Source organism: Pseudoalteromonas sp. T1lg75, from assembly GCF_002964705.1.
Taxonomy (GTDB): Bacteria; Pseudomonadota; Gammaproteobacteria; order Enterobacterales; family Alteromonadaceae; genus Pseudoalteromonas.
Window position 1 is genome coordinate 147,876 of record NZ_PQCD01000062.1, and the last position, 22,765, is coordinate 170,640.

The window sequence follows — 22,765 nt, forward strand, 5'->3', positions numbered from 1 at the left end:
CTCGCTTGTTATTCTTTTTATATATCGGAAAAATCATAGCTTGCTTTGGGCTTAATGTATTTGGGCACTATGCCTTGCTCTTTGGCCGCCACCAGCATGGCTTGTTCAATCCAACCCGCATCCATGATATTTACATAATTACCATCGGCATCAAAATTGATATTTGCGCCTTGCACGACCATAAAGGTGTCGGTCAGCCCCTCATTGCTTGCCGGCGTGTGGAAGGTATGTATAGAGCCGCCGGGCTCAAATAAATAGCTGCCGGCCACCTGCTTATCGTCGGGATATTCGAGGTAATGCCAGCAACCGCTCAGGGTATATAAATGCACAATGCCGGTGTGGAAATGCTTAGGCAGGGTCACATTGGGTTCAAACTGCACCCGCAATACCCATAAGCCATTTTCGACATCTAATACCAGGGGGTGCAAATGCACCCCAGGCAGTGCATTTTTAATAATTTCCTGTTGCTCGGTATGTATGCATAACAGCCGATCTAAATGATTAACCATATCGGGTAAAGCCATACTCTGCTCCTGTCTTGTTGTTGCGCCTTTGCGGCCTATTATTGTTATTGTGGGTGATGGGCAGCAAACTGCCCACTGCGTTAACTCTGCGAAAAGGGTGTCAGCTCCCCCTGACGACCCGGTTCAAGAATCACTTTAATGTGCTCGTTCGGTCCCAACAGGGTGTTGAAGGCATCAGCAATGCCATCCATGCCAACGGTTGCGGTGCACATCTTTTGCCAGGCGACTTCACCGGAGGCCAGCATGTTCAGTGAGTCGGCGAACTCCTCCACCGAATAGTAATAAGAGAACTTAATATCCATTTCTTTGACCGTGGCATAGCCAAAGTTCACTTGTGTCATGGCGGTGTGCACGCCGGTGATCACTAAGGTGGCGTGAGCCGGCGCACGCTCGATAAAGCCATTGATAAGCTGGTGAATACCGACACATTCGAAAATAACCACGCGACGGCCTTGGGCCAGTTGTGCGGCCAGCGCGACTTCATCTTCCTGACTTGGGTCGACCGTATGGGTGGCACCAAATTGGGCTGCCACCTCCCGTTTATTGGCTTGTAAGTCCGAGGCGACTATCTCTTTTACCCCTTGGTGTTTCAGTGCCGCTATAGTGGCCAAGCCTATGGCGCCGCAGCCCGCAACCAGGGCCACGCAGTCACGATCGATATTGGCGCGATTCACCGCATGCACGCCCACCGCCAAGGGTTCGGTAATGGCGACCGCCAAGGTGCTCAGATGAGCAGGTACTTCCAAGAGCAACTCGGCATCAACAATAAAGTATTCTGAATATGCACCACTTAAACCCGGCGTGACTCCCACACCCGCACCACCTTGTGACAGCAAGATAGGTGCACAGGTAACCCGAGTACCCGGGGCAAAACGCGGCGGTGTCTCAGGCCCGTAACTGACCACTTCGGCACAAAATTCATGGCCCAGCATAATAGGCGCTGAGCTGGGTAAATCTTGGGGCAAGGCGCCCATCTTTTTGTAAATCTCGAACACTTCTTCGCCATGGCGAGCAATGTGCAAATCAGAGCCACAAATGCCACAGGCCAGACTCTTGACCAAAACCTGCCCTGTCGCCGGCGTGGGTATGTCCACTTCAATATTACTAATTTGGCCGTTTTGTACCGCCACCGCTGCCATTTTACTCATAGAAGTACCCTCTTTAACATTTGAACTGCTTAACCCGTTTTTGCCTATGCCGGCATAAACTAAGGGGTGACTTTAGATACTAGTTGCAAATCCAGGGGGATATCTTGACAAAACACGACATGGTGATGACATAATGCGACAAGAAATTGGCCTCAGTACCGCGGTGACCCCATGTCCTATTATGTCCGTATAGGTTCCCTCAACGGCTTTACCGAGCTGGTAGAGAGCCTGGGTGCCGACCCTTGGGAGCTGTTGTCACAGGCATGCATCTTACCGAGACAGTTGAGTGATCCGGACTTGATGATCCCCTATAAGCAGGTTGCCGAGCTCCTGGAAATAACCGCGGCGCGGTTGCAGCTACCCTATTTCGGCGCCCTGCTGGGACAACGCCAGGGCCTATCAACACTGGGGTTAATCGGTGCCTACATGGTGCAAAAGCCGACCCTGTTACAAGCACTGGAGTGCAGTGCCAAGTACGCCCAACGTCATGCTCAGGGCGCCAACCTGACCTTGGGCGCACCAACGGCCGACCAATGCGAGTTGAGCGTTAACCTGCAGGTCAATCACCACCTGCAGTACCCTCAGGTCCTTTTATTGTCTATGAGCCTGATAGTCAGTGTCTTCAAAGACATGCTTGGCGATACTTGGCAACCCCACTATATTGGTTTGAAACAACATCTGCCCCTTACGGTAAAAACGAACCTGGAGCAAACACTTAAATGCCATATCCAGTGCGGTTGTCGCAAAGACAGCATGGTTTTCGATGCCGGTATCCTCAGTCAACCGCCACAGCCACCAGCAAACCTGCTCGCTGAGATCATTGACAATCAATTTAAAGGGTTACGGCTGGATCAGCCTGTCGACTATGTGGTGCTGACCCGACACGCCATCAATATGCTGCTGCCCACCGGCGATTGCAGCAAGGAGAACATAGCTAAGAGCTTGGATTTACACCCGAAAAAACTAGAGCGCTTGTTGAGCGAACAATTCACCTGCTACCGGGATTTGCTCGAACAGGTGCGTAAGGATATCGCCCAACAGGTGCTGGCGACGCAGCGTCCCGACCTTACCAATCTGGCGCTAAACCTGGGTTATTCTGAATTTTCGGCGTTTAGCCGCAGTTTTAAGAGCTGGTTTGGCATCTCACCGACGCATTATTTGCAAACCATCAACAAAAATCATAAAACCTAAGCATTCACCTTCAGTGCCCAGCTACCTACCATGACCCCAATAAAAAATTAACACTTTGTTTTTATTAGCTATTAAAAGTTAATTCTCAGGGTTTCTTAAACAGAATGACACATCTCAGGTACAAAATCGTACATTAAATGAATTGCAACAAAACCCCACCAACCGGTAACTTTTTGGCAACAAAGCGCGGTTGTCGGCAATATTTTTCACTTGAAACCTCCTGCTCGATTGACCATGCATAACACCAAAACAGGAACCAGTCATGACTCGACTCTTCAACAAATCCCGCCTAGCAACCCTGATGTTGCTAGCCATGGGCGGCACGGCCTCGGCAGCGCAGGCAGTTAAACCCGCAGAGCTTCAATTCACCCTGATCACCGGCGAAAAAGTCAGTGCCGTGGTCAAGGCCGACGGCAAGCTTGGCGGTATTCGCGTGCTCGGTGACAATGGTGAAGAGCAGATCACCAGTGTATTCAGTAAAGGTGGTAACCAATATGTGATCACCAACAAGGCGCAAACCTTGGTGGACGCTCAGGCGATCGATATGGAGCTGTTTAACATCACCAAGCTGCATCAGTCGGGCTATGACGACGCGTCAACCGATAAGCTCCCGGTCATTGTTGAATACGCCGACGGCACCCTGGCAGGCAGTGCCACACCGGCCACCTTCGAAGGGGTATCGCTCAGTGGTGAGCTGGAGATCATCGACAGCGCCGCTTTTGCCATCAGCAAAGACAAGGCCGCTCAGGTATGGCAAACGTTCACCAGCGACAGCCGCATTCAAGGTGTCTGGCTTGATGCCGTGGTTCATGCCCATAAAACCGCGCCCAGCAGTGCCACACTTACACCCACGGTGCAGCTGACCGGTGCCTTTGGCCCATTTGCAGCCCAATATAATGGGGCCGGTGTAAAAGTGGCCGTGTTGGATACCGGATACGATACCAGCCACGCCGATTTAGTCGGCAAGGTTATCGCCGAGCGTGACTTTACTTACCCTTATACCAAGGTGGATGATTTCAATGGCCACGGTACGCACACCGCCAGCACCATCGCCGGTACCGGCGCCGAGTCAAACGGCTTGTGGGCCGGGGTATCGCCTGGCGCCGACCTGATCGTCGGTAAGGTATTAAGTGATGTCGGTGGCGGCTCAACCTTTGGCATTCTTAACGGCATGTTATGGGCCGTGGAAGAAGGCGCCCAGGTCGTTAATATGTCTCTTGGCGGCAGCGGCACCAGCTGTAGCGGCCCTCTGGTAGATATGGTTGAGGCCTTAAGCGACCAGGCGCTGTTCGTTATCTCGGCCGGTAACAGTTTCTCCCGTGAAACCGTCGGCGTACCGGGCTGTGCCCCAAGCGCTCTGACCGTAGGTGCCATCGACCGCGATAACAACACAGCTTCTTTCTCGTCACGCGGCCCCTCACCGGATGGCCACTCGCCTAAACCGGATATTGCCTCACAAGGCGTGGATGTGGTTGCGGCTGCCTCGGGCGGCACCGGCGCCACCGCGTATAAGGCGCTCTCGGGTACCTCTATGTCGGCACCTCATGTTGCCGGCGGTGCGGCCATTGTGATGCAGGCGCGTCCCGATTTATCGCCGCAAGACGTGAAAAAAGTACTGACGTCATCGGCTCAAGAGTCCGCCGCTCATGTACTTGAACAAGGTGCAGGCCCGATGGATATCAACCGTGCGGTAGCACAAGCCGTGATTGGCGCGCCCAACCAAGAACTAGGCATTTTCCATGACGGCGACGGTGCCGGCTACACAGAAACACAGGTGCAACTGCAAAACCTGTCATCTGCAGACGTCACCCTAAAGCTCAACCTTGAGCTGCTTGGTGAAGACGGCAAAACCAAACTCCCTGCGACCTTTGCTGGGCTCGGTGTTAAAGAAATCACCATTGGCGCCAATCAAAGCGCGCAATTACCCGTGTGGGTCAACCCTGAAATCGCCCTGCGCGACGGCGCCTACGGCGCTATTACGGGTAAGATCATTGGTAAAACGGTAGGAGCAGACGATGACCAGGTGATCGTGCCTATCTCGTTCTGGATTGATCAACCGCAGGTTAGCCTGGACTTAAGCGTGACCGACCGCCGCGGTATGCCTGCCACCTCACCGTCAAAAGTGTACCTGATCAACGAAGAAGACGACTGGGGTCGTTATGTGTCGCTGAACAACGGCCAGGCCAGCGTCAGCGTACCGAGCGGCAACTACACCGTGGTTGCGCATATCATGACGTACGACAACGACACAACCGCTTCGGGTCTGGTGGAATCGGCCACCATGATGGCAGACCTGGACGCCAAGCTAACCACGGATCGCCAGCTTCACTTTGATGCCCGCGATGCCCGTGAAGTCACCTTTAAGGCCAGCAAGCCACTGGATACTCAGGGTTACTCGTTCGGCTTTACCTATGCCCTGGACGACAGCAAAAGCGCCAAACTGGCCGCTTTTGACCTGGCCCCGGATTACGTCGACAACATGTATGCCTGGTCACAGGGCTATGATAGCCGCTTCCGCTCGTTTATCACCACCCGTGCCCTGGCCCCCGAGGCAGAAGTACGCACCCAAGGTGGCATGTTGCTTAACTATGTAAACCAGGGTCAGGCGTTGGCATTCCATGGTGAAGGCAATGCCGAGGTACTGGCGGTGGGCGACGGTGGTTACAGCACAGACTGGAGCCAGTTTGACCTGGAAGGCAAGATAGCGCTTATCGCCAACCCTTATTACCTTACTTCCTACATGGTAGGTAATGCCATGAGACACGGAGCCGTGGGGGTGATTCATTATCGTCCGGGTAACCCGGGTCGTTACAAGGGCAATATCGGTGGCACACCGCGCGTGCCGGTGATCAACATCAGCTCGGAGCAAGGTGAACTATTGGCCGCCGAAGTGGCCGCCGGTAACAATACCGTCTCTTGGTCGGGTATTGCCGCCGAGCGTTCACCCTATGCCTACTCTATTAACCACATCACTCAGGGCGCCATTGAGTCGGGTCAAATCAATTTGCAAGAACACAAAATGAGAAAGATCACGGCCAAGTATCACTCGCAAGGCGATGAGCGTCCGGCTTGGACGGATGTGATGGCCATGACCTCAGGGACTGGCGAGTTTTACTCCACCGGCAGCCCGCAGATGATGATGCTGCCTATTGAGCGAGAAGAATATTACACGGCCACGACCAAAAATGCCTGGACCAACATAGTCATGCCGAGCAGCCAACTGGGGTCTAACGGCGGCTATTTCGATGGTCCACGGGTTATGACCGAAGGTGAAGAGCAGACCGCATGGTTTAAGGGCCCGCGTACCGGTGCCCTGCTGACCAACGGCTCGGCCTTGGTTAGTCGTCAGACCAATATTCTTCACTTCCGCTACGCCGCCTTTGGCGACGGTGCCGGACACGATGGAACCAGTGGCTATTCGGGTTCATCGGCGGTGGGCCTCAAGATTGATGGTCAATCTGTCTATCCGAACAGCGGTATGCTGGAAGTGCCGCACAGCAATGCAGAAGTTGAGCTAACAACTCAATACAATGCCCGTGGCGTGGGTGAGCGTTCACCGGTTAATGATGCCCTGGGCTCATTCTTCCGCGGTGTATACACCTTCAATACCCACAGTGAAACTCAGGGTCGCCAGGCGGTACTTATGCCAACATTTGATATCCCGGTGGATATCAATAACAGCATCGCCGCCGGCAGTGCCTTGAACATGGTGCTCGGCGCCCAGCTGGATTCGGGCGCGGCGGTATCGCTAAGCGAAGTAAGCGTTCAATACAGCTTCGGCCAACACTGCTTACCGGAAGGCGTCTCTGTTTACAGCTACTGTCCGGTATCAACACGCTTACCCGAAAGCGCATGGCAGCAGGCCAGTGTGTCCATGGTCGATGGCCAATGGGTTGCACACCTGCCAAACAACGGCGAAGCGGGCGAGTTTGTGCACCTTCGCGTGCAAATGAGCGACGCCTCTGGCAGCACTGCGGCGCAAACCATGATGCGTGTATACCAGCTTAAATAGTCCTTTGGTTGGTTCTTAACCACAAACCACCTTGTTCATGTAGCAAGGTGGTTTTTTTATTTTCAGACCTCGCAACCAATAGCCCTCAGCACCGTGACTTGGCGCACAAAATACTTTATGGTGCGGAACAGTATTCTTTGACTCTACAAGCAGTTATATGAGCCAAACAGCAGTTGCCACCACCTTCCTTGCCGTTACCCTGTTATTTACCCTACCCGCATGCCAAGCCGAGCCGGTGAAAATGTCGCACAGCGGTATTTGTCATGCGCCAGACTCGGCCCATTACTTGCGCACCAAAAACTTTACCGCCTATGCCGATTTGTCCAGCTGCCTCGAAGCGGGCGGCCGTTTACCCAAAGGCTATGCCCAAGAAAATACCGCGACACGCGGCAACGGTGAGTACAACCGCGATGACTGGGCGCATTGGTTAGACGTAGATGACGACTGCCAGGACACCCGGGCCGAGGTGCTGATTGCCCAGTCACAGGGATTGGTCAGCTTTAGTAACCAAAAACAATGCAGAGTCACGCAAGGGGTGTGGACGGACCCATACTCGGGCAAACAATTTACCAATGACGACGACCTGGATATCGATCACATAGTGCCGCTAAAATTTGCCAATGAGCATGGCGGCGCCCATTGGAGCCGGGATGAAAAAGCGCGTTTTGCCAATGACCTGGAAAATCTGCTTGCCGTCGATGACGCCTTAAACCAATCCAAGGGCGCCAAGGGCCCAACCCAATGGCTGCCGCCCAAGCATGAATACCGCTGCGAATATCTGGCCCGCTTTAACGCCGTCATGACCAAGTACCGATTGACGTATTCGGCGCAAGAGCGCCGCACCCTGACCAAGATGACCAGCGCCTGTAGCTAACGCCGTCACATCTCACTGGCGCATTCGCTAACTTACTCTAGGTCGGTGCCCGGCGCCGACAGGGGTAGTATTTCAAACCCAATAACCACCCAAAATCCACTGCGTTTGGCAGGCTAACAACAGCAGCCACATAACCACTGCAAGCACTCTGCAAAAACAGGGATATGTAAAAACCCCCACATTGCCGCTGTTTTGGCCCGCTATGCAATCCACCTAAACGGCACGGTTACGCAAAATTGAAACCTGGCCCGCTGATAATAAGTAAGAAAATAAATTACATAACGAGCCTTGTCTGGCTCGAATAAGTGATGGCTCGTTTTTACCGAGCAGAGATTCAATTGCTTGCAGGTTAGACACCTGATAACTTGTTGCTATTACTAAATAAAAATTTTACTGGTGGGAAAAGAGAAGGTTGTGGATAACTTCCTTAACCCGAAATTCTCACTAATAAGCTGTTATGAATCTTTAGCTCGGAGCTAATTTTGAGATTATTCGTATTAATCATTTCTTTATTTCTTTATTTCTTTATTCATGTGCATCAGAAGTTGAAAACGAAGACTTAGTTGGCGCTTGGGAATTACTCTATGATGGACAAGGTGACTTTTGGTTTAGTCATGTAGCGTTTACTGCTTCAGGAGAAAAATGCACTATTAGCTATAGCTTTGATAAAAACAAAGAACTTAGCGCTAGTTACTACTTAAGTACTTATAATTTAGAGAACAACGAGCTAACTGTAAAAGTAGTTCAAAGCTCTTCACCCTACGTTAATGTTGGAGAAGAAATTAAAGATAAAATTCTAAATTTTAATCAAAATACTTTTGCAATGCAGATGTATTACCCTATTGTAGGTTCTTTCGTTGACCGTTTTATAAAACTAGAAGACATAAAGGCTAGTAGCATTTGTAATGTAGTTAAAAACAATTCATAACAAGTTGCTCAAGCTGGACTCGTAACAGTTGGCTCGGTTCCGCTTCGCTTCACATTTTAGCCAACAATTACTCGCCTCTTAGCAAGGCGTTATATAACACAAGGAAGTCATGCGTTATCTTCTACTATTGTTAGTTGTTCTGTTATCAAGTTGTTCAAGGGAGCATCATCCTGCGATAGGTGGAATGCAGTTCTCAATTGAAGGCCTGAATAAAGCGGAACTAATTACGCATTTAGACTCATTCGCACACGACAATAATTTAGTAAAAAATTACGAAGGCGGAGAGCGAATGCTTCCGGAAAAAGCTGCTGTTTTAGTTGCCGCCAAATATTCTTTAGATAAAAGTATTCATATATACGTTCAAAACTACTTAGATCATGATTGCTTTTTCGCCGCAGCTTATGATTTTGATAAAAATAACAAAAAGCAGGCGTTAGAATTAGCTCGTCTACTGAAGAATAAACTAGTTAAAACATTTGATGCACGTCTCACTTTCTACAATGATAGTCAGTGCAAAAGTGCTATATAACAAGTTACTCAAAAGGACGCAAAACGCTTGGCTTGTGCTCCTTCGTCGCTAATTTTAGCTAAGCATTTATGCGCCCATTAGTAAGGCGTTATACATCTTGAGAAAGCCATGAAGAAATGGAAAATCACTTTCGCTTTGTTCTGCATAATGTACCTAATCAGTGTTATTAGGTTACCTTTTTCAGATACCTTAACTATCAGTGATTTTATTGGAGCTATAACTGGTGGTTTGACTTTAATTCCTCTTTATGGCTTTGCTTATAAGATCGCAGTTGGCTCCAAGTTAATAGCGAAACTAATATTTGCGTTTAACGGATTTATAGCAATTTTAGGGATTGTTCTAGCTGCTCTCTACTTGCTTAATAACTTTAACTTTTGGCAATTGTTGGTGACCTTTATCTTTTTGGGTTTCCTATATGGTTTTATGTACCCTCAATATATGTACGCATTTAGGTCTCAAGAGCTCTGGGCGAAAGATGTATAACAAGTTACTCAAAAGGACGCAAAACGCTTGGCTGGCGCTCATTCTTCGCTAATTATAGCCAAGCATTATCCGCATTTTATGCGGGCGCTACACACTTGGAGGCTAAATGGAACTTAATCAGGTTACTTTACCGGTCAAAGATATGGATAAAACGGTAAAATTTTATCTTTGCCTCGGTTTTACGCAAATCGTTGATACTCCCCATTACGCGCGATTCTCATGCCCCGACGGCAATGCAACATTTTCGCTCTCGTTAGAAAACGAAGACTTCGAAAATCATTCCGTGATCTATTTCGAACACGAAAATTTAGATGCGCTCTATCAAGCGCTTATTGAGAAAGGCATCACCTTCGAGCAGGCGCCAACAGAGCAGCGTTACCTGTGGAAAGAAGCCGTGCTACTAGACCCGTCGGGGAATAAAATTAAGCTCTACTGGGCTGGCGAAAATCGCTTAAATCCGCCGTGGAAGGTAGAAAAACGCGCATAACAATATGCTGTTGTTATGCACCGGGGCGCACACACGTGACACACCTTAATTTCGGCTTGCGATATTTACCCCTAAACAAGCTGTTAGGCACCCAGTCGAAACACTCATCACTCAAGGTAATAAATGGAAAAGTTATTTTCATATGGCACGTTGCAAATGGAACATGTCCAGCAAGAAACATTTGGCCGTAAGCTACAGGGTAAACAAGATGCGTTAATTGGTTACACCCTTTCTGAGGTAAAAATTAAAGATAAAGCGGTAATAAAAGTTAGCGGCACAGATATTCATCCAATCCTGAAGTTTACGGGAAGTGATGCTGATCTAGTGGAAGGCACCGTTTTTGAAGTAACCACATCAGAATTACAGCAAGCCGATGACTATGAAGTAGAAGAATACGTGCGTGTTGCAGGTAACTTTAAATCAGGCAATACAGCATGGGCATACGTTTGTGCCGCAACTGAATTAACCAGGCAATAACGACGCCTGGCAACTGCATGAACGGATAGTCGTCTAAAGCCAAACTGACGCTCGCTCCTCGCTCATTTTACTCACACTTAACCCGCCCACTATGCGGGCAATAAGTTTTATGAAAATTAATGCCCATGACCTACAATGCATGGCTATTGAAACTACAGGGCTCGGTATATGGTGCGTTTATTTTGTGTTCTTTTCTTCATTGCAAGTACTGCCGGCTGTTCGACCACCCAGGTGCCACCGATTGCGGTGGGCGAGGTTCTTAATGTTACGGCATTAGAAAATCAGCATGGTGACGCCTTCGAAGACCCCGCTACCTTAGAGCTCTTGTTGTACGTAAATGGCATGACCGCCAAGGAGATTGCACGCGCCAGCATCGAGAAAATCGACGTGCAGTGTTTAACAGCGGGTCGGGTTGCCTATGTTGCCGATATTAGTGGCATGCCCATCATCATTTCCCATCTTGTTGCAGTACCGCGCCTGCGCGATTACCCCTACCCGATCTGGCTGGACTACGACGGCGCCAGCACCGAACGTCTGCCCGTTAAAGAAGGGAGTGTCTCGGTGATCGATATCGAACAAGGAGGAATTACCAAGATAGAGTTTATCGCTGAGGAATCGATACTCACCGAACGCTTGAGCCGTCACTGCGGACAATGAACGGCCCCCTAGTTAACAACAGTGGTTGTGATTAAGGCTAGCACCCGTGCCGTTAGCGCAGATGATTCTAGCCTTTAAATTTACGTGGGAAATAAACCCGGTGACGTCGAATTCCTGGAGCTTATCCCCACCAACTCTCTACGTATAAGTAACTCATCATGGCGCCAACGGCGGTTATCGCCGTAGCGAAATGACTCACCCGGTAATGGCTTGATACCCCATGCCCTTTGTTATAGGCAAACAACACGCCCGCACAATGGATGGCCGCAGTTGCCAATACAAAACCGGCTAAGAAGTGAATAGGGTTGGCCGCTTGCGGTATTTCACTGCCATGGGCATAGCCATGGAATACGGCAAACAGGGCAATTGCCAAATACATAAGCAGGCTCAACCAGGACGATTTAAATTTAACCAGCAGATGAATTAAAGCGCCCAAGATCAAGACCGACACCGAAATTCCTAGTTCGATGTAAGATAAATACCAACCCTGCATCGCCAAATACGCAGACAGCGCCATCACCAGCACAAAGGTCGCCGGTGCAGTTATTACCGCATATCGATGCATCAAGGTGGATGCCACCCCCACAGCGAGCATGGCAAGCAAGTGGTCGATACCGAGCACCGGATGCAGCAGGCCACTAACAAAACCATCGGCACTTAATTGGCCATGAGCGTAACTTAGCTCGGGAAAGATCAGCAGCAGTGCAAATAAAACATAATACTTCATACAGTTACCTATATTTATAGCCAAGATAATAGCCTAATTGCGGGTAGTATTGAGCTACCCGCCTGGGCCTATTAATCGCTGTTTTTACAATTGGATTGGCTGCATTGTTTGACACAGTAGCTCAAGTCTTGGCCAGTGATTACGCCGTCCTTATTTGCATCTGCGGCATTGTATTTGTCTGCCGCCGCGCCAAAGCGGTCCCGGATCAGGCCGATATCGGCTTTGTTCACCACCGTATCCCTGTTGAGGTCGCACAATACCGGCGGCTGCGCACTGATAACCACATCGCCGAAAGCAACGTCTTCGCCATCACTGACTTGCAAGGTGAGATGGTAAATTCCTGGCACATCGGGAGTTAACACCGCCGCCGCCGAGGACATATCGCTTAACTCGGCCACACTGTCCGCCGGGCGGTTTGCCCACATCCAGAGAAAACTCAGGTTTTCCGGGCCTTGGTCTTCATCGAAGCTCCCTGCGCCGTTTACACTCACGGTATCACCTACAAACACCTCGCTGTTATAGTCAACCACGGCCGTGGGCGGTGTATTAGGCTCGGCGCTGTCAATGTAACTTAGCGTCAATTGCAATGAGTCGATATAGGAGTCGTTATCTGTGCCTTTGTTACGCGTTCCCTTCATTCTCACCGTTAGGGAGGCAGCACTCGTTTCAAGCGCCATGGCGGTGCTTAACTCTTGCCAGGCGTTGCTGGCATTGCTCAGGCGTTGACTGCTGCCTAGCAGCTGATTGTTTGCATCAAAAACATCAACCCATACCTCGGGAATATCATCACCGCTCCAATCGCGCATCGACGCAGACAGAGAAATGGACGCCTTGCCTTGTTCAATAACCCGGGCATAGTCGTCTAAAGCGATGCTTTGCGCGGCTTGGCCAACTGCGGAGTGAGCACACAGGCCACCCACGGCAAAGTAATGATCGCCGGCATTGGCGCTGACCCCGTTACATTGACCGCTTGCTAACGCCTCAACCACGCCCGCTTCTATTTGCCAGTGCTCAAGCCCTAAATCGGCCTCGGGATTAAGGATAAGGTTGTCCGTGGTAACAACATTAATACCCGAACTGTCATAACCGACGACCAATTTAACCTGGTCAAAATAGGAATCGTTGTCGGTACCTGATTTTCGTGTGCCTTTGAGGCGCACCGTGGCGAATGCTGCATTGGTGGGCAGCGTGGCGAGTGTAGATACTTGGTTCCAGGCTCCTGAAGCATTAGAGATCACCTCAGACGAAGTGATAAGCTGGCGCTCGCTATCATAAATGTCGACCCATAACTCGGGAACATCATTACCATTATAGTTTCTGACAAAAGCGGACAGCTCCAGCTTTGCCACGCCCGCTGCGATGTAATCAGAGAAATCGGTTAGCGCCACCTCTTGCGCCAACTGCCCGACATCCGAGTGCTCACAGATGCCGCCTACGGCAAAGTAATATTGCCCCGACTGAGCAGTCACGCCCGAGCAGACATCAGATGCATTGGCTTCAACCACACCTTTTTCGATGCTCCAATGGCTCAAACCTTGCTCGGCCCCTCCGTTAACGATTAAGTTGTCGCTGAAGGTTAAACCATCGACCTCAAAGCTGACGTTCTCAGACCACTGAGACCAGGCCCAATGCGCGTCACGGTAGCGGACCCGCCAAAAGTAAGTGCCGCTAGGAAGTTGGGTGGAGATTTTGTAACTGTTTAACGCCACGCCCTCTTGGGTATTGGCGTAATGCCATATATTTTCAGCACGCGTGGTGTTACCCCAGATATCGAGCTCTACCGTCTCAAACTGGGGATCGCTAGATACTTGCCAGTGCGACTCTAAATGCGCGTCTTCATCGGTATCTATATATTGACTGGCGGTAAGTTCAAACACGCCCTTAACTGCGGTATCGACCGGTGCCACTGCCTGCGGCTGCTCCGGAGCCAGGTTGCTGCCACCCACGGTAAAGTCATCCCTAACGCCTTCACCCTGATAGCCCCAGTAATTATTTTTGCCGTCGCCTCCTGAGTAGCGCTTGACGTGCATTTGCATCTGATCAACAGCGAAGACTAACGTTGAATAGCCATATTCAGGATAACTTTTTTGGAACTCATCATAATCAAAGTTGGGAAACTCGCCCCAATAATCAATGTCGCCAGAACTGACGGCCGCGTTTAGCCAGAGGTGACTTACATCTCGTGACTGTCCGCGAGAATACGCATGGGTATGGCCAAAAATATGGCCGGTAATTTTACCGGTTCTGGCAGAGACTTGTTCAAACTTATCAACATACTCGCAGGTTAACTGCTTCTCCCCGGGCGTCCACAACTCGGACTTACACGGATGGTGTATTTGCAACATGACATAGTCGATATTGTCGCTGTTGGCGGTATCTTCCAACAAGGCATCCAGCCAAGCCCGTTGCACATTATTGGTATCACTTACTTTCGAGGTATTGGAATTGAGGGTGATGATGCGCAGGTTTAAGTAGTCATGCACGTACCACTGCTCTTGGTAGTCGCTATAGCCATTATCCGGCAACTCAAAGTAGTTCAAGTAATTATTAATCGGCGTATCGTGATTACCAATCGCAGGAATAACCGGCACTTGAGAAAACAGGTGGCCGGCCGCGCCGAAGAACTGCTCACGCCATTGACTAATTGTGCCGCCATTTTGAACCAGATCACCCGGTATAACGATACCGGCAATATTATCGACACATTTGCTCAGGTCATTTTCGCAGTCGTTGCGCACGATACCGTTATCAACTATGTCGACCAAACGGGAAACATGCTGACCCTGCGAATCTGAAAACGACACAAACTTGAAGCTATCCAGATCATCCTGAACGTCAGGCCACGTCTTAAACATGGAGCCATTTGAGCTGCCACCATTGGTCGATACATAGTATTCATATTTGGTGTCACTGGTTAACCCGGTAATACGAGCACTGTAAATCGATGACACCGATGAGATCTTCTCCATCGGCATGACTTGATATGTATCTGAACCCTGCGCACGATAATGTAATTGCACATTGGTGTCGGTGGTTTCCAAAAAGATGGACATAGCGTCCGTGGCTGGGTTTTGTAAATAGGGTTTCACTAAAAAGCTCGGCTGTGCATAGCTTGGCGCTGCGCACAACAACGAGCCTAACAGTAACGCGGTGTATTTCATCAGTTGTTCCTTGGTTTTTTGTGTAATAACTGACCAAGGAGTATTGGTGTGAGAAATTAAGAATTAATGACAAAAAACAAATGATTACACTTGCTGGGACTTTATACCTAAGTCTTTTCTATGGCTTTGGGGTTGCTGGACACAATTTATTAAACAGTGGCATTTACAACCAGTGGCGGTGAGTTTAAGGGGGGATATAAAAACAAACGAATGCCATTTTATCATTATCTGCATCAGCGGACGAACAGTAGAGATGTGACCAACTCACATTGTAAAGCGGCTATAACACAAAGAGAAATTGATATTAAAAATGGTGCCGGCATAAGCGGCCGGCGAGTCAAAATGAAACCAGCCTCTGTTTTTCTCCGTTTAATTAATATTCAATTTATTCGCCTGAGTCGTTGAAAGGTGAAAAACGGTGTTTACTTACTTTAATAGTGGTACTGTACTGAACGGTTTTATGCCAACCCTAAGCTTCTAGCACGGCCGTGATTATTCTATGGATAATTGCCTGTAGCAATGCTGATATGAGTAGTTAGCTTCATATTCACCATAAATAAGAGGGGGCACACGCGCCCTGCGAGCTCTAATTGATGTGAAAAGCTTTAGGATTCAGTATGTTTCTTTGTGGCTAAAAACTAAAATAGCCCTCAAATAAGGTGGGGTTTTACTTAGGTTAATTTAATTATGCGCGCATCTACTGAAAAGAAACGAACTCGAATATCGAAGTCGCCACAGACCTGTTTATCGAACAAGGTTACAAAGACACGTCACTCGATCAAATCGTCGCGATTTGTGGAGGCTCAAAGCAAACTTTGTATCGCTATTTTGCCAACAAGGAAGGGTTGTTTGTTGAAGTGCTAGCATACAACACCAAGACCAGCTTAGAGTCTGTATTCCAACTTGCCGACAAACAAGCGGCGCCCTTGCAAGAGACATTAAATGATTTCGCCAAGAAGTATCTAAAAGGTGTTTGTTCCAATCCCATGGTGTCTCTCTTTCGCATTATTTCGGCTGACTTCAACAAACATGATTCCGTGCCAAATCAGTTCTGGCAAACCGGGCCGCAGCGTATTCACCAATACCTTATCGATTTTTTAAAGAGTGAAGCCGTCAGCTCCCAGCTCCACATTGAAAATGCCGATCTCGCTTGTGATCAATTACTCGCACTTATCAAGTTGGATTACCAGAACATGGCGCTGATGGGCTTTGATTTTCTAACCGATGAAGAGTTAGATACACACGCGAAAAAGGCGGTTGCAGCATTCCTAAGGCTATACCAGAGATAAACTTACTGAATACCAATAAAAAAGGGAGCTAAATAGCTCCCTTTTTTATTGGTTTAGTTAACTTATTGCTTCGCAGTCAGTTTCTTACCAATTATTAAGATTGGCGCGAGTGCAAAGACCGATATGATAAACATCAACAACGAATTACTCAGTGCGAGTGTGGTCGCCTGCTCTTTGACGACGGAGCTAATCTGGCTCATTCCTAATGCCGAATTAGGCAAGTGGCCTTGAGTAATAATCGTACTGCTCAACGCATCTTGATACACACCAAAAGCGTGATGCGCATCTTCGAGCGTTCGGCCAATCTCTCCTGAAGCTTGCGCGCTATGGCTTTGCATCACCCTTGAGAATACCGCACCAGCAATCACACCACCCAGGGTACGAAACAGATAGAAATTCGCGATTCCTTCTAAACGCTGCCGCGCATGGAAATACATAAGTACAGCAATGGTCACCGAGACATTGAGCAAGCCGACACCAAACCCTCGCAACAACATGGGAACGGGTAAAGATTCCGCCCCGGCAAAACTCGGTAACTGACTAAACTTCTGTACCGACAGTATAATCATCACCACACCAAACGGCACGACTGCGTCCGCTAAAGGACGGCGGAAGTAATACACCAACACGCTTACCAGCATGCCACCTAACATGGCGAAAAATGCCGGCAGTTGCGCATACCCGGCATTAAGACTGTTGTACTGCAACGCCATTTTCAGAAAGCTAGCAAATAGCACGTTGCTCGCCGTAACAGCAAAACCTGCCAAAAAAGCATTGTACATAAAGACATTAGTTTTCAACTTACTGTGCAGCTGTGTTGATGCCGTATCGGAAGGGCTGGTTTTCACAAAATGGTACACCACCAATAGAGTCAATGCAGCGGCTATCGAAGAGGCTTTAACAAACCATTGCGAGTCGAACCAGTTGTAGTAGCCACCTCTCATCAATAGAAACACTACCAGGCTCATGGCCAGTGCTAAGACCAAATAAAACCAACCGCCAGATTTTGGTTTGGTATCGATTTGAATCGATTTTGGATTGTATAGACATGCGATTACCAACGCAGAGAAATACAACCAAGCCGACACGACACACAACTGCGACCAGTCAAATACTTCGACAATATTCGCCACTATCCAAGGGTAAGCCCCCATCGGCAGCAGGGTTGAGAACACCAGCGTTAAAGCGATGATGGCAGGTAGCCAACGCTGCTCAAAGAAGTGGAGCAGGTAAAGGTTTAATACCACCATTAACATGCTCATAAAAAAGCCACTCGCAAGCCAAGTCAGGGTGAATACCAGCTCCTGATGTCCGCCCCAGTAAAGTACAAAATTGCTCGCTAAACCTACCAATAAAATGGCATACAAGAGAACTAACGTACCTAATCTACGTACCAATTTTGGCGTGAATATAAAGCCTAATACTTGGGTGATCATAAAGCCGACTTTAACCAGAGCGACCTCATCGGGAGATAAGCCCGATGTTGCCGCCATTTCATACGATAGCTCGGTAAACATCACGGAGTTAAGACCAAAGGCGGCAATCGCAAAAAGAGTCAAAATCAGCAGTGGTGAACGTTTTTCCATTGGTGTTAACCTTGTGTCGCGGTCTCAATCGATACTTCTGCAGACAATCCCGGATAGACTCGTTGGTTCAGCTCTTTGGGGAGCTCTAACTCAATACGTACTGGCACACGCTGTACTACTTTTACGAAATTGCCTGTCGCGTTTTGTGGTGGCAGCAAACTAAACTGTGCACCCGTGGCTGGAGTTATCGATGATACGTGACCTTGCAACGGGTGGTTTGGAAACATATCCAATACCACTTCCACCTCTTGGCCAGGTAGGACGTTTTCCAGTTGGGTTTCTTTAAAGTTTGCCTCTATCCAAACGTAATCTGGCACCATCACTATGAGTCCCATTCCAGGTTGCACAAACTTACCGACTTGCACTTGCCTGTCTGCCACATAACCATCGAATGGCGCACTCACCGTAGTTCTTTCAAGTGAGAGATTCGCCAATCGTAAGCTAGCTTCCGCTTTTTTACGCTGGGCGGTCAGTTGCAACTTTTCAGTCACCAGCGTATCGAGCTGTTTTTGCTCAGCGGCTAACGCTAACTTAGCGGTTTCAAGGTTACTGCTGGCCTCGATAGAGTGCGTTTTTTGCGCTTCAAACTGATTTTTGCTTACGGATTGCTTTTGTATCAAACGGGAAAGACGCTTAAACTCCGCCGCTTGGTGTGCTGCATTTGCGCTCGCACGGCGAATACCTTGCTTCGCCTGCTCAATCTTCACTTGCTGCATTTCCGTTTTGATTTGATTCGCAGTAAGCGCAGAATTGGCAACATCAAGTGCTGCTCGAGCAATCTCTTGATTGGCAATGAAGTCTTCATCATCAATTGCAAACAAAGGTGTTCCTTTGCTGACCCATTGGTTGTCTTTAACAAAGATCTCGCTTACTTGCCCGCCAACTTCCGGTGAAATTGCCGTTACATCTGAATGAACATAGGCGTTATCCGTCGTTACAGTATTCGGCTGGTATAAGGTAAAACCCGCAGCAAACAACGAACCAACAACAAGCGAGAACGCGATTACTTTCTTTTTCATGTTTGAAACCCGAATGGATGATTTCAACAAACTGTACTGTACGGTACAGTGTTAGTAAAGATAAGATTACTCATTTTTCTTAGGTAAAGAACCATCTCATTGATTTTAAATTGATCTTATTTGGACGAGATTTAGTAACTTAAAGATGTAATGGGCTTTCTTTCTATTAATACCTTTGCGAGCAATAATCTAATGGTTAATTGAGAAGTTCAATCCGCTCTAACAACCAAAGAAGTACAAAACAAATTTGTGGTAAAAAATCGTCACCGCTGGGGGAAAATGATCTGGAATTTGGGGATATGAAGTTAATCCTCGCCCCAAAAATTGCGTTAATTGCACGCATAAAAAAACCCTAACCAACCGACTAGGGTCTGTAAAAGTGGTACCAATGGGCGGACTTGAACCACCACGCCCGAAAGCAACGAATCTTGAATTTGAGCCAGGAACCAGCAGGGCTGCAATGCATTGGTATTAAATAACTTTAAATTTCATCGCTGTAAAAAATGCTGTCACAACTGCAAAAAATAGTCACAGTTTCAGGCTCTAATGTCTACCTTCAACCTTTCGGTGTTAGTAAATTCGAAATGTCAGCTTAGTGCCAAAAGCGGGCCTCGAGCCTGCAATTATTTATTTGCGACATATGTAAAACAAACCCAACGATAAATTAATTATAATAAATTCAACACCTTATTATTTAACAGTTAGTACTTATACGGCTAAACGATCCGACAAAAAATCAATGAGTGCTCTAACCCTTCTGGACAGCGTGCGGTTTTGCGGATAGAGCGCCGATATTGTGCTCGGTGGCATGGCAAAATCTGCCAGTAACACTTGCAGCTCACCACTATCGACATATTTTTTGAATAGAAAATCAGGACCAAAGCCTATACCCATACCTTGTCGTATAGCATCAACAACTAACACCCCATCGTTACAATTCAGGTTTCCGCTAACCTTTACAGTGAGTTGCTCACCACTTGGCATACGAAAAGGCCAGTTTCGGTTTATTTTCGAATCACCATAAATTAGGCAGTTATGGGCTAATAGCTCTTTGGGTTCGGTTGGTGTTCCGCTTTTTTCTATATATTCAGCAGATGCCACCAGCTGAAAACTGCAATCAGTGAGCCTGCGAGAAATTAAGCTGGAATCTTCCAGTTGTCCGACCCGAAGCGCGATGTCTATGCCTTCTTCAACCAAGTTTTCTACTCGACCACTGGCAATGACATCCAGCTCGATATCCGGGTACTGGCGTTGAAATTCAAACAACAAGCGACTAATACCGGAAATAATCAAACTTTGCGGAATGGTAATGCGCACTTTCCCACGCGGTGAGGTTTGACTCTCCATGACCTCAGCCCGAGCCCGTACAGCCTCGTTTATAATAAATTGGCAATGATGATAAAAGCGTGCTCCTTCATCTGACAGGCTTATTTTTCTTGTTGTGCGGTACAGTAATCGAGTGCCTAAATCCTGTTCCAGTTTAGTTACTTGCTTGCTAACAAAGGATTTGGACAATCCTAACCGCTCCGCCGCCGCTGTAAAACTACCTTCCTCAACCACAATAGCAAAGGTCTCCATTAACGAAAGCGAATTCAAATTAAGCCACCTCAGTAAACAATCAGTTGACAATAAGCATATATATCAACCCAAAAGAAAACAATAAACTTAATTTCGCTGGCCGCACCAGGCCTGATCCTTATTCAATGCGTTAAGAGGTGGCTTATGACCATACAAGCAAATCAAAAACACTCCTACGGGAAACTGGCCAAGTTACTGCACTGGGGCATGGCGCTTATGCTGATACCCCTGATGTTAATTGGCAGCTATATGGCGGGGCTGGAACTATCAGATCCAAGTCGCTTGCAATTGATGACAATGCACAAATCGTTTGGCGCTGTTTTCATGCAACTTGCAGTATTACGATTAATCTGGAGCAGATTAAACCCTGCACCTCAACTACCAAACGTGTTGACTACATGGGAACGCCTTCTTTCTCGCACCGTTACGGTATTGTTATATGTACTGATGCTGGCGATTCCGTTTAGTGGTTTTGCCATGACTAATTTTTACGGTTATCCCGTCAATTTCTTTGGCTTGGTTGAGTTTCCTCAGCTGTTTGAGAAAAACCTGGTGCTTGCAGGGATAGCGAAACAGGCCCATGTAACTATGGTCTACACTCTACTGGCAGCACTGTTTTTACATATTGCCGGAGCACTGAAACACCGATATTTTGACGAGCCAGAAGCCGATGTGCTTACTCGAATGATGCCGTTAAAACCTCGCGTTCAATCCGCTAAACAATATACCGAATAACCAGGAGTGTAATGATGAAAACTTTTATAAGACAATCAGTTGTTATCCTCAGCCTATTGATATCAACGCTCACACTCGCAGCGCCCCAGCTACCGATGAAGGAACCCATGGGAGGTGAGGCATTTGGTCATAGTGTTAAGCCAATAGGCAATGGCCTTTATGTGTTTCGTTGGTGGGTGTACCGCAATATTTTTCTGATCACAGATGATGGCGTGATCGTCACAGATCCGATGAACCCTAAAGCTGCCAAACTGCTGCAAAGTGAGATCCGCAAGATTACGGATAAACCAGTAAAATATGTTGTTTATAGCCATAATCACCACGACCATATCTCTGGCGGTGATATCTTCAAGGCACAAGGCGCTAAGTTTATTGGTCATAACAATCTGCTCAAAGAACTCAAAGATCACCCTAGTCCCGTGATCCCATTACCCGATATTACCTTTAGTGACAGCTACACCTTAAAGCTTGGTGGCCGCACTCTGGAGTTATCTTATTTGGGTCCTAACCATGGCGACAGCCTTGCGGTAATGCGCCTACCAGAAGAGAAAATTTTGTTTGTTGTCGACATAGTAACTCCTAGACGGGTTGCATTTAGAGGAATGCCTGACTTCTGGCCAGATGAATGGGTTCGTTCTTTAAAAGCAATTGAAAAGATGGATATCAACTACGTCATTTCCGGCCATGGGCCAGAAACCGAACCTGCTATCGACCCCGCATCTGTAGTGGCTGAACAGCGTATCTATCTGGAAGATTTAATGACAGCGGTGAAACAGGCTATGGACTCAGGCACTCATAGTCCGGACGCCTTACGCCAACAAATTAAACTGCCTAAGTATGAAAATTGGCGCTACTACCAACAGTGGCTACCGATGAATATTGAACGTATTTGGGCTTACTATCATATGGGTTGGTAAATATTGTCAGCCCATTAAAGAAAAACCTCCACATTACCGCCGAGGTTTTTCTTCTAATAGGGTGAGCAGGCCGATAAGCCGAGCTCTGTTCTCTTTCCCTAAAGCGCCATCATTCGTTTAGGCCTTAGTTAGCTCAGCAATGCTCAATCCGTAATGGCTTTACTATTTAATTTTACTGGCTGACTGTTACTTCAGCCGTCGCGCTAATATTATCTAATTCCACCGAAACGGCATCGCCGTTCGATGCACGAGTTACCACCACACTGTCAAGGCTCACAGTGAAGCTCTTGGTTACCGGTGGGGGTGGTAAATTAACATTAGTTTCATCCTGATTATTGTCATTATCACCGCCACACGCGGTCAACATGAATGATGCGTAGGTAACAGCAATTAGTTTAAGTAGGTGTTTATAGCTGATCATGTTCTTGTTCATGTGGATAAAT

Annotated in this window: 19 protein-coding genes; 11 read left to right on the forward strand and 8 right to left on the reverse strand. The window is 48.0% G+C overall.

Translation table 11 applies throughout. The features are described 5' to 3' along the window. Positions 1-17: 17 nt before the first annotated feature. Positions 18-524: a 2,4'-dihydroxyacetophenone dioxygenase family protein gene (locus C2M36_RS15795; protein WP_105255715.1), complete on the reverse strand. Its 507-nt coding sequence runs from the start codon at positions 522-524 to the stop codon at positions 18-20. A gap of 80 nt (positions 525-604) precedes the next feature. Then, positions 605-1,672: a zinc-binding dehydrogenase gene (locus C2M36_RS15800; RefSeq protein WP_105255716.1), complete on the reverse strand. Its 1,068-nt coding sequence runs from the start codon at positions 1,670-1,672 to the stop codon at positions 605-607. A 171-nt stretch (positions 1,673-1,843) separates the two neighbouring features. Here C2M36_RS15800 and C2M36_RS15805 point away from each other — a divergent pair, with 171 nt between their 5' ends. From C2M36_RS15805 to C2M36_RS15840, 8 genes are all read left to right on the forward strand, one after another. After that, positions 1,844-2,863 (forward strand): AraC family transcriptional regulator, encoded by a 1,020-nt coding sequence (locus C2M36_RS15805; protein ID WP_105255717.1) that lies wholly within the window; start codon positions 1,844-1,846, stop codon positions 2,861-2,863. Positions 2,864-3,125: 262 nt separating this feature from the next. Beyond that, positions 3,126-6,875: a S8 family serine peptidase gene (locus C2M36_RS15810; protein ID WP_105255718.1), complete on the forward strand. Its 3,750-nt coding sequence runs from the start codon at positions 3,126-3,128 to the stop codon at positions 6,873-6,875. A 157-nt stretch (positions 6,876-7,032) separates the two neighbouring features. Beyond that, on the forward strand, positions 7,033-7,749 hold the full coding sequence (locus C2M36_RS15815; RefSeq protein ID WP_105255719.1) for an HNH endonuclease family protein: 717 nt from the start codon (positions 7,033-7,035) through the stop codon (positions 7,747-7,749). A 1,037-nt stretch (positions 7,750-8,786) separates the two neighbouring features. Then, positions 8,787-9,206: a hypothetical protein gene (locus C2M36_RS15820; RefSeq protein ID WP_158678974.1), complete on the forward strand. Its 420-nt coding sequence runs from the start codon at positions 8,787-8,789 to the stop codon at positions 9,204-9,206. A gap of 108 nt (positions 9,207-9,314) precedes the next feature. Beyond that, positions 9,315-9,689, forward strand: coding sequence for a hypothetical protein (locus C2M36_RS15825; RefSeq protein WP_105255721.1), 375 nt, complete (start codon positions 9,315-9,317; stop codon positions 9,687-9,689). Between the two features lie 106 nt (positions 9,690-9,795). Continuing rightward, complete coding sequence (locus C2M36_RS15830; protein WP_105255722.1) at positions 9,796-10,176, forward strand: VOC family protein; 381 nt, start codon at positions 9,796-9,798, stop codon at positions 10,174-10,176. 123 nt (positions 10,177-10,299) lie between these two features. Next, positions 10,300-10,653: a gamma-glutamylcyclotransferase family protein gene (locus C2M36_RS15835; RefSeq protein ID WP_105255723.1), complete on the forward strand. Its 354-nt coding sequence runs from the start codon at positions 10,300-10,302 to the stop codon at positions 10,651-10,653. 231 nt (positions 10,654-10,884) lie between these two features. Continuing rightward, on the forward strand, positions 10,885-11,310 hold the full coding sequence (locus C2M36_RS15840) for a hypothetical protein (protein WP_158678975.1): 426 nt from the start codon (positions 10,885-10,887) through the stop codon (positions 11,308-11,310). 121 nt (positions 11,311-11,431) lie between these two features. Here C2M36_RS15840 and C2M36_RS15845 read toward each other — a convergent pair whose 3' ends face one another. Next, entirely contained in the window at positions 11,432-12,037 is a 606-nt protein-coding gene (locus C2M36_RS15845) for a HupE/UreJ family protein (RefSeq protein ID WP_105255725.1), read from the reverse strand. 71 nt (positions 12,038-12,108) lie between these two features. Beyond that, complete coding sequence (locus C2M36_RS15850; protein WP_105255726.1) at positions 12,109-15,198, reverse strand: metallophosphoesterase; 3,090 nt, start codon at positions 15,196-15,198, stop codon at positions 12,109-12,111. A 722-nt stretch (positions 15,199-15,920) separates the two neighbouring features. On the opposite strand from C2M36_RS15850, the gene C2M36_RS15855 reads away from it, so the two are divergent. Next, positions 15,921-16,487, forward strand: a complete 567-nt coding sequence (locus C2M36_RS15855) for a TetR/AcrR family transcriptional regulator (protein ID WP_267894668.1) — start codon at positions 15,921-15,923, stop codon at positions 16,485-16,487. A 62-nt stretch (positions 16,488-16,549) separates the two neighbouring features. On the opposite strand, the gene C2M36_RS15860 is transcribed toward C2M36_RS15855, so the two are convergent. From C2M36_RS15860 to C2M36_RS15870, 3 genes are all read right to left on the reverse strand, one after another. Further along, positions 16,550-18,073: an MFS transporter gene (locus tag C2M36_RS15860; RefSeq protein WP_105255727.1), complete on the reverse strand. Its 1,524-nt coding sequence runs from the start codon at positions 18,071-18,073 to the stop codon at positions 16,550-16,552. 5 nt (positions 18,074-18,078) lie between these two features. After that, entirely contained in the window at positions 18,079-19,092 is a 1,014-nt protein-coding gene (locus C2M36_RS15865; RefSeq protein ID WP_105255728.1) for an HlyD family secretion protein, read from the reverse strand. A gap of 708 nt (positions 19,093-19,800) precedes the next feature. Beyond that, on the reverse strand, positions 19,801-20,688 hold the full coding sequence (locus C2M36_RS15870; protein ID WP_105255729.1) for a LysR family transcriptional regulator: 888 nt from the start codon (positions 20,686-20,688) through the stop codon (positions 19,801-19,803). Between the two features lie 126 nt (positions 20,689-20,814). On the opposite strand from C2M36_RS15870, the gene C2M36_RS15875 reads away from it, so the two are divergent. Continuing rightward, complete coding sequence (locus C2M36_RS15875; protein WP_105255730.1) at positions 20,815-21,405, forward strand: cytochrome b; 591 nt, start codon at positions 20,815-20,817, stop codon at positions 21,403-21,405. Positions 21,406-21,416: 11 nt separating this feature from the next. Then, positions 21,417-22,322 carry an MBL fold metallo-hydrolase gene (locus tag C2M36_RS15880; protein ID WP_234399191.1) on the forward strand — a complete coding sequence of 302 codons (906 nt, stop codon included), beginning with the start codon at positions 21,417-21,419 and terminating at the stop codon, positions 22,320-22,322. A 172-nt stretch (positions 22,323-22,494) separates the two neighbouring features. Here C2M36_RS15880 and C2M36_RS15885 read toward each other — a convergent pair whose 3' ends face one another. Then, positions 22,495-22,755, reverse strand: a complete 261-nt coding sequence (locus C2M36_RS15885; protein WP_105255732.1) for a hypothetical protein — start codon at positions 22,753-22,755, stop codon at positions 22,495-22,497. Positions 22,756-22,765 lie beyond the last annotated feature (10 nt).